The following is a 10768-nucleotide window of genomic DNA, read 5'->3' on the forward strand; positions in this document are numbered from 1 at the left end:
CATGACAGGGGGCGTCACAGCAGCAAATCTTCCGCAGGTCTTCAAAAACGCCCGCCGGTCGTCGTCCTCGTTGCCGTCCCGGGTCACGATGCTCCTCCTAGATTTAAAATGACATTTTACAGTATTATAAATTAAATAGATTTTCAACCAAGAATTTTCTTTGCCTGGTGAGAGGTTGCTGAACGTGCACGCCCCCGAACTGAAAGTCGGCAATTCGCCGTGTTTCTCCCGACTTTCCCGGCGCACCTTGCCCGACGGCCAGATTTTGGTTGCGCGCGGGCATTTAATTTAGTTAACCTGGATTTAACCAACGGGCGCGGGCTCGACTACAATGGATCATTGCGATGCCACTGCAATTCTATCGATCCGTCCGGGACATGGAGATCTGGAGTGCGAGCAGCCACGGCTTCTCGTTCGTGATCAGTTTCGGAAGCCCGGGAGGTCCGGGCTTTCACGGACGCTCCGGCTACCTGGCGAGTTGGCGTCCGCTCCACAACAACCAAGCCGCAATCAAGATTGGCGGCTCGCCCTTTCGAACGTTGGCCGAGGCCGAAGGGGCCTGCCTCAACATGATTGAGCATCTGGCACCGCGATAGGCCGCCCTCGCGCACACCCCCGAAAGCGCGCCAGACGTATCCCGTCAGCTCGCGTTGGCTGGATCCTGACGCAACAGATCAAGGGAATCCGGCTCACCTGGCGCTGCATGCAGCTCGCTTCGCGAGATCGCCAATGCCGCGAGAACCGTACGATTGCTGATTTCCAGCTTCTGGAAGATATGGTGAAGGTGGACCTTGATCGTACCGTCGGCAAGGTTCAACCGACGCCCAATCTCCTTGTTCGATAGCCCCTCCGATACGAGCCGCATGATCTGCCGCTCCCGGTCAGTTAGTTGTGTCAGGGGCTTCACACCGCCGAGAGAGTCCTCGCTGACGTGCCCCGAGGCCGCGGCTTGGCCCTGGGCAGCTTTCCGCAGGGTTGCGACCAGCATCTCCACGTCCGAATCCTTCGAGAGGACGATGCAGGCGCCGTCCAAGGCCAGCCTTTTTAACTCACTGTCGCCCTTAATACCGGTGAAGAAGATTACCGGAGCACGTGGGCCGACAGCGTTCGCACGAGCGAGGATCTGCTGCCGACTGAAGTCGGGCAGTGCAGCATCGACAAGCGCGACGTCCGGCGCAAGAAATCGAATTGCCTCGATACAACTTGCGCCATCGCCGCAAGAAGCAACGACCACAAAATCACGCTGCGCCGCAAGAACGCTCCTAATCCCTTGCAAGACGATCGGGTGTCGATCAGCGATGACAATTCTGATACGGCGCATGCTTCCCCTGCCTGTTGCTAACAACCCCCCTTGCAGCCGTTTAATCCCACCCTCCTTCTGAGACGCGCGAGTTATAACCGGCCAGCTCCGGCAATAACGTCGCAGGTCTTAGGTCTGAGACAGCACCTTGCGACAACGCTCGATGGCCACGCTATCGTAACTCGCCCAGAGAATGCGTGCAGCACCGTAAGAATGCGGTACTCAATGCAAAATCCGAAACCGCGAATTCTGCGAAGATAATGGCATTCCATCTACAATTTTTGATGGCTTAGATCTGAAAATTCACGCCAAGAATGCTATCGGCGCCCTGATCGGGCGGGTGTGCTATGATAGTCAACATCTAATTAACTTAGTTAGAGTCGGATATTACCAACGATATATAGGGACATTCACGATTCAAATCTAACATTCGACGAAGTTTCACTGAAGCGAGGCCGTTCGTGAAGCCTAGCTCCGGGAAGGGAGGAGAGAAAGTATTACTATTCATCAAAGCAACGGCTGGTAATCAAGGACAGAACAAGGCTGCGGTTGATCGTAGCCCGTGTAGCACCGACGGAAATCCCAGTACCGCGCTTGAGGCCGAATTTCGTCAATTTAGCATTTTTTCAATTATTGGCACGGATTTGTCGTCGGCAATGAGTAGGTGGTCACATGTATTCTTCGGCAGTATTGCGTCAAACACATAAGGCCCTCATCGTTCAATTCACAGAATTGCAGAACTTACGTAATCGCGTGTTGAAAGCAGAGGAGCGATTGCTCGCGCCCAAGCGACGGGCCCACGGACGGAGGGCGCTCAGGAAGCGACCGCCCGGTCGGAGATACAGTCTTAACCGCTAGCACTGAGTACTGCGCTGCACACAAGCGCCGCCGCGCGCCCGGATCGCGCTTGCCCAACCCTGCCATGACCTGATAATGCCCCCTCCTGTTTCGGTTCGGAAGTAGCTGGGGACGGCTTCCATGGGGAAAAGTGACTGGGTCGACTTGACCACAGCCGAGCTGTGGGGGCTTTACGATGAGGTCACGACCGTTCTCAGTCGCAGGATGACCGCGGAAAAGGCCAAGCTCGAAGAGCGGCTGCGCAAGATTGAGGGGACCGCCGTTTCGTCCTCGAACGGGGAACGTCCGCGCCGCCCCTACCCCCCGGTGCTGCCGAAATACCAGAACCCGAAGGACCCGTCCGAAACCTGGTCCGGCCGCGGCAAACAGCCCCGCTGGCTGAAGGCGCAGCTGCGCGCCGGAAAGAAGCTGAACGATCTCCTGATCGACCGCTCGTCCGCACAAAGACGCCGCCGGACCGGCTGAGCCCCAATCGCACCGCGGCGGCCCATTGGACCGCAGAATTTACCGATCGTCGTCCTCTTTTCTGTTGGGAGTACCGTCACCGCCGCCATTGCCGAAGCCATTGTTGCCACGCACAATACGGCCGCCTGAACTGGCTATCGCGGCCGAGGTCAGAGAGGTGGAGAGCAACAGCGTCATTGTCGGAGGGGTAACAGCGGCGAATTTTCCACAGGTCTTCAAGAACTCGCGACGATCATCGCCTTCCGCATCGAGTTTGGTCATCGGCTCGTCCTGCTACAATCCAGCCCGACCTTGAAGGTAGACCGAAATCATCGCCCTCTCAAATTAAATAAGTTAATCGAGCGATTCGAATTTCGCGACTGACGATCACGATTTGCGTCGGCTGGCGGGTACCCTGAAATCTCTCGTGCGCCAGTTCGAGCGCAACCTCGTCGCTTTATTTTGACATTTAATACCAAGCCAATTAATAATATCATTTAATTTTCTGGCGGACTTGGGGCCTGGCTCCAAGCACTGCAGCCGGAGTCTGCGGAATTGCATGTTGATTTCCAGCTTCACTCGTTGAGCGGCCTCTTTGCCCGAGCCAGCTCCCTGCGCGCCGAATACGCAGCCGCAAGACCCTGGCCGCACGTTGTCCTCAACGATGCCTTTCCCGAGAAGCTGTTGGACATGGTCGCGGCCGAATGCGCCGCCCTCCCAGAAGCCCGCCTGATTACCACGACCACCGATCGCCTGGTGAAGCAGGAGGTGTCGGACGGATTGGGGCCGGCCACTCAGCATCTGCTGAGCCTGGTGGACAGTGCGCGCTTCCAAGAATTCATTTCGGCAGTCACCGGCGTTCGCGATCTTCATTCCGATCCGACGCACAAATTTGCGGGAGTTCATCGAACGCCCCCAGGAGGCTTCACGAAGATTCACCGCGATTTCGAGGTTCACCCGACGACCGGGCTGTTTCACCGGGTCAATCTACTCATCTATCTCAATCGGGATTGGCCCGAAGCTTACGGCGGCAGCCTCGAATTGTGGCCTGCGGACATGTCAGCGCTCGGATGCCGCATCTTCCCGCGGTTCAACACCATGATCCTCTGGGAGACGCACGGTGCCACTCTCCACGGCCTTCCGGATCCGGTCTCCTGTCCCCCTGGTCGAATGCGCCTTTCCGTCGCATCCTATTACTACACGACGACGCGTCGCGTCGTCGCATCGGGCGAACGCCGCGTGCAGTATTGGGCAGCGCGACCGGGCGAGGATCCATGGATCGAGCGAATGAGCTGGCAGGATCACTTGCGCGCGCTCCTACCCGATCCGCTCTACAACCGCCTCCGGGCGGCGCGCGATTGGATATCCAGGGCGCACGGGTCGAGAACACGATGAAGCCGGCGTCTTCCAGGGGCAACAGCGGGACCCATCAATGACCGCGAGTGGAACCTCAGTCGCGCAATTGCGATCTGACGATGCGGATACCAGAGCATCTCGCAGGCTAGGCTTCTCGCCTGTGCGGCTGCGAACGCTGATGAAGCGCGCCCTCGCTGAAACGGGACTGGACATGTCGGGAATGACCGTGCTGACCGAAGCCGCGACCGGCGCGTACGCCGTCACCCCCGTCCTGGCTGCAATGGCCGGAGCCAAGCAGGTCTACGCGTTCACGAAACCTGGCCGCCATGGGACTGTGACAGATGCCAAACGGGAGACTTTCGAGATCGCGGCCACCCTCGACGTCGCTGATCGCATCGAGATTCTGGAAAAGATCAGCCCCGAGGTGCTTCACAGCGTCGACATCGTGACCAACAGTGGCCACCTCCGTCCTCTCACAGCTGCGCTGATCGACCAGCTGCGCAGCGACGCCGTGATCGCCTTGATGTTCGAGGCCTGGGAGTTTCGTCGCGAGGACCTGGATATCGAAGCGTGCGCACGGCGCAAGATTCCGGTGGTCGGCGTCAACGAGCGACACCCCGCCATCGACGTCTTCTCGTTCCTTGGCCCTCTCGTCGTGAAGCAGTTGCACGATTGCGGGCTGGCGGTCCTCGGCAACAAAATCGCCCTGCTCTGCGACAATGACTTCCTTGCCCCGCTGCGCACCGGGCTCGCAAGCCTGGGGGCGAACGTCGAGACGTTCGACAGCGTTGCGGCAGTCCATCCTGACGCATGGGAGGCCTTCGTTGTCGCCTTGCAGCCAACGGTCGCGCCGCGCATCGGCCGAGCGGAGGCTGCGCATCTGGCCGCATGCGCGCCCGACGGCGCCGTTGTGGTGCAGTTCTGGGGCGACATCGATCGAACCGTGCTGGCCACCAATGGTCTTGCGGTCTGGCCCCCACAATCGGTCGGACAGGGCCATATGGGCATTCTGCTGTCCGAGATCGGCCCCGAGCCGATCGTACGATTACAGACCGGCGGCTTGCGCGCGGCCGAGTGGGTCCGTCGAGGCGGTGCCGTCACAGAGGATGGTTTCGCCCAGCTCGTACCCTGGCCGGAGGTGACATGACGGAGCAGCTGCAGCCCGATGTCGTACTCCTCGCGGACGGACCGACGGGCTTCGCAGCGCTTCGCTCGTTGGCCGCGCACTGCCGCGTGGTTCAGATCTTCCGGAGACCGGACCAGCCCGACGCGAGCGCGTTGAGGGCATTTGCCAACAACCGCGGCATCCCGGTCGCGACGATGCAGGACTTGAACCAGCTTCAGAAAGCGATCGCAGAGCTGCGCCCGGCGGCCGTTGTGATCTCTTCGTTCGATCGGATCATCCCGCCGCAGATTCTTGCATTGTGTCGCTTCGTCAACGTGCACTATTCGCTTCTGCCGCATTATCGCGGCCGCGCCAACGTCAATTGGGCAATCATCAACGGCGAGACGACCGCCGGGATCAGCATTCATCTCGTCATCCCGGAGCTCGATGGCGGCAATCTGCTGTTCCAGCAGGCCATTCCGATCGGCGCGAATGATACGGTCACCTCGCTCTACGAGCGCCTCAACGCGATTCAGGAACGTGAGCTCGGCGGGGTAGTCGTACGAGCGATCACCGGCTACCAGGGCACTTCTCAAGATACCGACGATGCCTCGTATGGCTGCGCCCGTGTTCCGGAAGATGGAGAGATCGACTGGCGCCAGCCTACTGACACCATCGATCGGCTGATCCGCGGCCTAACACCGCCATTTCCCGGTGCCTTCACCCATCTTGACGGACAGCGGCTCATCATCACCAGCGCGTCGCCGCGGCTCGACGCTCCCTGCTATATTGGCCGCGTCCCAGGCCGGATCGTAGGGCGGTCACCTTCCGAGGGCTGGGTGGACGTGCTGACCGGCGACGGCGTCCTGCGCATGTTCAGCGTCCTTCCTGCCAACTCCGAGCAACCATGTGCTGCCGCTTCTGTCATCGGATCGACGCGCGCGACCCTGGGGCTGTCGCGCCTCGATCTTTTTCGCCGGATCGTCGCGCTTGAAGACAGGCTCGCTTCGCTCGAGCGACTCAAATGCGCTCACGAGTAACCGCAACCGCTCTGGCAAGGGAAGGCTCAGGGCTTTCGCGCCAGTGCCTCACACCCCTTCCCGTCCAATCGTGACCCAGAGCCCGTCGCGCCCCGGGCTTTGCACGCGAATCCAGCGATACGGCGTGCGCGACCAGGGCTTGACCTGCGGCGTGAGATTGTCGAGGACGAGATCGCCGCTCGTGGTGCGCATGAGGAGCACCAGATGATGTTCACCGGAACCGACGACGACTTCGCTCAATAGCAGGGCGCGCGCCGGCCAACCGCGCCGAAGCAGCTCGTGGCGCTTGCTCACCGCGTAATCGTTGCAATCGCCACGTGCGGGGTTAATGATCCACGCCTCGCCCGCAAGGCCGAGCTCGTTGCGGGCGGGCTCTATCGCCAGATTGACCGCGCGATTGATCTCCCGCAGCTCCACCCATCGCTTCTCAGTCAACCGGATCGGCCCGCCGCGGAAGAAGCGCCGCGGGCGGCATTCGGCCTCATAGCGCAGGCAAAACACGGTGAATGTGAGGGGCGGAAGAGCCGGACGCCCCAGCTCGATGTGCGTAGGGTCCGTTTGGGGCACCCTTGGCACATCCAGAAATGCCGCACCCACCCATTGAACGCCCCCGATGATCATTACGATGGCTGCGGCGATGATCGAGCCTGAGGTTCGTTGCATCTGCCGATCCTCCTGCGAATGCCAAATTGACGCGGGCCGAGGCACGACGACGCCGAACGCGCAGATCGCGGCTCCATTATTTAGATTATATATTGCAATTTAATTTGCAAGATTAAATACAATCTAATTATTGCATTTAAATAGCGGCGGACGCGATCGACGCCGGCGACGCTTGCAAGCCTGGAGCGAGATGGATCGAGAAACCCCAATCAGACAGGCCCTTTTCACCCAGGCCGCACGAAGCGCAATCACAGGCAACAGGCGTGGCCGCCCCAGAGCGAGACGGCCGGACCTTCCGCATATTATTCTATTGATTTAATTGGTCGCCGTGCTCAAATCGCGAAAAGCAGCCTCGCAGGCAGGACTGATTTCATATGCCAATTGAGTTGCTCGTCATTGTGGGAGCTGAAGCATCAATACTCGGCGTCGTCGTCGCGATGGCCCTGCACGCCAGGCGGATGGACGTGCTGAGCGGGCGATCGCTTGAACACCCCGTGATCTCGGCGCGGCGCGACAGGCACCCGCCGCGGCCGATCGGTCGGCGAGCGCGCGATCTATTGCGGGGATGGGCGCAGCGACGCTGACGCCCAGGTGTAGGGCGTCAGCCCGCGTGCGTTTCACCAAGCGCTGCCCACGGCTTGCACCGAGACTCAGCGCTCCTTGAATGCACGTTCCGCCTGATCGTGCAGCGGCTTGAGCAGATAGGACAGCGCGGTCCGACCAGCCGTCTTGATGAAGACCTCGACCGGCATTCCTGGCAGCAGCTTGGCCGAGCCGAGCTTCGCCAGCTCTTCCGGCTTCAGCAGGATACGGCTCGTATAGTAACTCGTGCCGGCGCGCTGATCCTGCGTGATATCTGCCGAGACCATGCTGACCTCTCCGTCGATCTCCGGGGTGGTCTTTTGATTGAACGCTGCGAAACGCATTGTCGCAGTCTGCCCCACATAGACCTGGTCGATGTCGCGCGGTGCGATCTTGACCTCGACCGCAAGCGAGTCCGCGTCAGGCACGATCAGCATGATTTGCTCGCCGGGTGAGATGACGCCGCCGACCGTGTGGACGCTAAGCTCGTGGACGCGGCCGGATTGTGGCGCCCTGATATCGATCCGATGCAATTGATCGACCGCTGCACTCCTGCGCTCGCCCAGTTCGGCGAGTTTTGAGCGCGTTTCGATCAGGTCCTTGCCGACTTCCGTCCGCAGGTCCTGGTCGATCTGAATGATCTGAAGGCCGATTTCGGAGATCTTGCCTTTCGATTGCGCAATCATGCCCGCCAACTGGCTGCGCTCGCCCTCGATGCGTGCGGAGTCGCGCTCGAGCGAATTGAGCCGCGTGATCGGCACCAGATTCTTCTGCCAGAGGCTGCGTACGCCCTCCAGCTCCTGGCGGATGAATTCGACTTCCTTCTGCTTGGCCTCGGTCTGCCCCGTGTAGCCCTTGATCTCGTTCTCCAGCTGCGCGCTTTTCTCCTGCAACTGCGCTTTTTGGCCGCTCCTTGCCTGACGCCGAAGGTCGAACAGCTTCCGCTCCGCAGCGATTGCACGGCTCGCCTCGGAGTTGTTCTCCTTGGCTCGGTCGAGCAGCACCTTGGGAAATACGACCTGCTCGGCACCATCGCGCTCGGCCTCAAGACGAGACTGGCGCGCGAGCAGCTCATCGATGCTGTTCGTGACGATCGTCGCATTGGCGAGAGTCTGAGTCTCGTCGAGGCGGATCAAAACGTCGCCTGCATTGACCCGATCGCCCTGGCGCACGCGCAATTCACCCACGATCCCACCCGTGGCGTGCTGAACCTTCTTAACGCTCGAATCCACCACGACCACGCCCTGGGCGATCACCGCGCCCGACAATTGGCTCGTTGTCGCCCAACCGCCGATCCCAAATATCACCAGACCGAACATGATCATGCCGACGATCATATATCGCTGGATGGATTGCATCGCCGGCGCCACTTGGCCGTTCATCGGTTGCCTCCTTGAGCTTCCGCGACCACCTTGAGCGGCACGGGATTTCGCAAGACCTTTTTGAGGACCTCCTCTCTCTTGCCGAAGGACTGAACCCTGCCTTCCCCGAGGCACAAGACATGATCGACGCCCTCAAGCGCCTTCGGACGATGGGCGACCACGACGACGATCCCGCCGCGACGGCGCACGTTCAGGATCGCCTCGGTCAGCGCCTCCTCGCCCTCGGCGTCGAGATTGGAGGAGGGCTCATCGAGCACCACCAGGAACGGTTTGCCGTAGAAGGCGCGTGCGAGCCCGATGCGCTGCCGCTGCCCCGCCGACAGTGCCAATCCCCCCTCGCCGATCTTCGTGCCGTAGCCGTCCGGAAACGAAAGGATGAGATCGTGCGCGCCCGCGGCATGCGCGGCCTCCAGAACAGCGGCGGCGGTCGCCTGCGGATCGAACCGCGCAATGTTCATCGCAACGCTGCCGTCGAACAATTCCACGTCCTGAGGCAGGTACCCGATATGCTTCCCGAGGGCGTCAGAAGACCAGTGATCGAGTGCGGCGTTGTCCAGCCGTATCCGGCCTCGAATGCTCGGCCATACCCCGACCAGCGCACGTGCCAGCGTCGATTTGCCGGATCCGCTGGGCCCAATGATTCCAACCGCCTGCCCGCGCCGCAATTGGAACGACACTTCATTGACGGTGGGCCTCTCGGAGTTCGGAGCGCCGATAGAGAGATGCTCGACGGTGAGAGCTTCGACAGGAGGAGGCAATGCCAGCCGTTCTTCCTCGCCGGGGAGAAGCTTCAGCAAAGCATCAAGCCGTTGTCCCGACTGCCGCGCAGCGACGAACCCTTTCCAGTTCGCAATGGCCAGTTCGACGGGCGCCAACGCCCGCGCGCTGAGGATCGATCCGGCGATGATGATGCCGGCCGTCGATTCCTGGTTGATGACAAGGACTGCGCCGACGGCAAGAACCAGCGACTGCAGGATTGCCCGGAAGATCTTGGAGGCGCCTCCGAGGCTGTTTGCTACATCGCTGGCCCGCTCATGAGCCGCGAGGTACTTCGCGTTGACATCGCGCCACCGCAACGCCGCCTGCTGCCGCATGCCCATGGCCTGCAGAACCTCGGCATTTCGTCGGCCCTCGAGCGCGAGTGCCGTTCGCGAGACTGCGAGGCGGGAGGACGCCTTCGCCGGCCCCCGCGTCTGGGTTTCTGTGAGCATGGTAATGCCGATCAACACCAAGGCGCCGGCCAGCGCAGTGACGCCAATCCAGAAGTGAAAGAGGAAACAAACGCCGAGATAGATCGGCATCCACGGCAAATCGAAGAGCGCCGTCGGCCCGCCGCTCGATAGAAAGCTGCGGACCTGATCCAGATCCCGCACCGGCTGCAGGCCGTCGCCATCAGCCCTGGTCTTCAAAGGCAGGCGCACAAGCGCGTCGAATATGCGAACGCCGAGCCTTTCATCGAAATACCGGCCGACCCGCGCGCTGATCCTGCTTCTGACGAAGTCGAGCCCACCCTGAAACAGGTAGAGGACCGCGGCCAGGACCATCAAGGCGATCAGCGTCGGTATGCTGCGCCCGGGCAGCACCCGATCATAGACTTGCAGCATGAAGAAGGAGCCGGTGAGCATGAGGAGATTGCTCATCCCGCTGAAGGCCGCGAGCGCCCAGAATATCCGGCCGCAAGACCGCAGAAATGCCGACATCTCTGAGTGCGGCTCCTCATAGTCCTCCGCCGACCGGAAGCGGCCGACGAATATCCGCTGCCGAAGGGCTTCAACCACGCGCCTGGCCCAGCCGACGAGCCGCGATGTCGGCGCTTCGGCCTCGTCCACCAGCCGGCGCCCGGACGACCATAGTCCTGACAAATGCATAAGTGGGATTCGATAAAGATTCGCAGGCGGGGGGATCACCCCCCGCTGTCCAACGTCAGTCATGACACCTGCCCTTTAATGATGCCTTTGTCGGGGGATCCCCAAGCGATCCCCCGAGGCGGCTGTTGAATACCAGCTTGTGCGGCTGATCCGTCCCTTACGCGAAGTGG

Annotated in this window: 9 protein-coding genes; 4 read left to right on the forward strand and 5 right to left on the reverse strand. The window is 60.9% G+C overall.

From position 1 onward, the window contains the following. Positions 1 to 640: 640 nt before the first annotated feature. Complete coding sequence (locus tag AABA86_RS33385) at positions 641 to 1321, reverse strand: response regulator transcription factor (protein WP_212246863.1); 681 nt, start codon at positions 1319 to 1321, stop codon at positions 641 to 643. A gap of 957 nt (positions 1322 to 2278) precedes the next feature. Here AABA86_RS33385 and AABA86_RS33390 point away from each other — a divergent pair. Beyond that, the gene (locus AABA86_RS33390; protein ID WP_338309765.1) at positions 2279 to 2623 is read left to right on the forward strand and encodes an H-NS histone family protein; all 345 of its coding nucleotides are present in this window, start codon (positions 2279 to 2281) and stop codon (positions 2621 to 2623) included. A gap of 39 nt (positions 2624 to 2662) precedes the next feature. On the opposite strand, the gene AABA86_RS33395 is transcribed toward AABA86_RS33390, so the two are convergent. Next, positions 2663 to 2884: a hypothetical protein gene (locus tag AABA86_RS33395; RefSeq protein ID WP_212246867.1), complete on the reverse strand. Its 222-nt coding sequence runs from the start codon at positions 2882 to 2884 to the stop codon at positions 2663 to 2665. Between the two features lie 273 nt (positions 2885 to 3157). Here AABA86_RS33395 and AABA86_RS33400 point away from each other — a divergent pair, with 273 nt between their 5' ends. The 3 genes from AABA86_RS33400 to AABA86_RS33410 all read left to right on the forward strand — a co-directional run bounded on the left by AABA86_RS33400 (position 3158) and on the right by AABA86_RS33410 (position 6103). After that, positions 3158 to 3997: a 2OG-Fe(II) oxygenase gene (locus AABA86_RS33400; protein ID WP_338309766.1), complete on the forward strand. Its 840-nt coding sequence runs from the start codon at positions 3158 to 3160 to the stop codon at positions 3995 to 3997. A 139-nt stretch (positions 3998 to 4136) separates the two neighbouring features. After that, positions 4137 to 5105 (forward strand): hypothetical protein, encoded by a 969-nt coding sequence (locus AABA86_RS33405; protein ID WP_212246869.1) that lies wholly within the window; start codon positions 4137 to 4139, stop codon positions 5103 to 5105. Continuing rightward, positions 5102 to 6103 (forward strand): methionyl-tRNA formyltransferase, encoded by a 1002-nt coding sequence (locus AABA86_RS33410; RefSeq protein ID WP_338309767.1) that lies wholly within the window; start codon positions 5102 to 5104, stop codon positions 6101 to 6103. The genes AABA86_RS33405 and AABA86_RS33410 overlap by 4 nt, the downstream gene beginning before the upstream one ends. A 48-nt stretch (positions 6104 to 6151) precedes the next feature. Here AABA86_RS33410 and AABA86_RS33415 read toward each other — a convergent pair whose 3' ends face one another. From AABA86_RS33415 to AABA86_RS33425, 3 genes are all read right to left on the reverse strand, one after another. Then, positions 6152 to 6766 carry a transglutaminase-like cysteine peptidase gene (locus AABA86_RS33415; protein WP_338309768.1) on the reverse strand — a complete coding sequence of 205 codons (615 nt, stop codon included), beginning with the start codon at positions 6764 to 6766 and terminating at the stop codon, positions 6152 to 6154. A gap of 650 nt (positions 6767 to 7416) precedes the next feature. Continuing rightward, entirely contained in the window at positions 7417 to 8730 is a 1314-nt protein-coding gene (locus tag AABA86_RS33420) for an HlyD family type I secretion periplasmic adaptor subunit (RefSeq protein WP_338309769.1), read from the reverse strand. Then, positions 8727 to 10430, reverse strand: coding sequence for a type I secretion system permease/ATPase (locus tag AABA86_RS33425; protein WP_246550124.1), 1704 nt, complete (start codon positions 10428 to 10430; stop codon positions 8727 to 8729). The genes AABA86_RS33420 and AABA86_RS33425 overlap by 4 nt, the downstream gene beginning before the upstream one ends. Between the last annotated feature and the right edge of the window lie 338 nt (positions 10431 to 10768).

The sequence above is a fragment of the Bradyrhizobium sp. TM233 genome, assembly GCF_036247965.1.
GTDB lineage: Bacteria > Pseudomonadota > Alphaproteobacteria > Rhizobiales > Xanthobacteraceae > Bradyrhizobium > Bradyrhizobium ottawaense.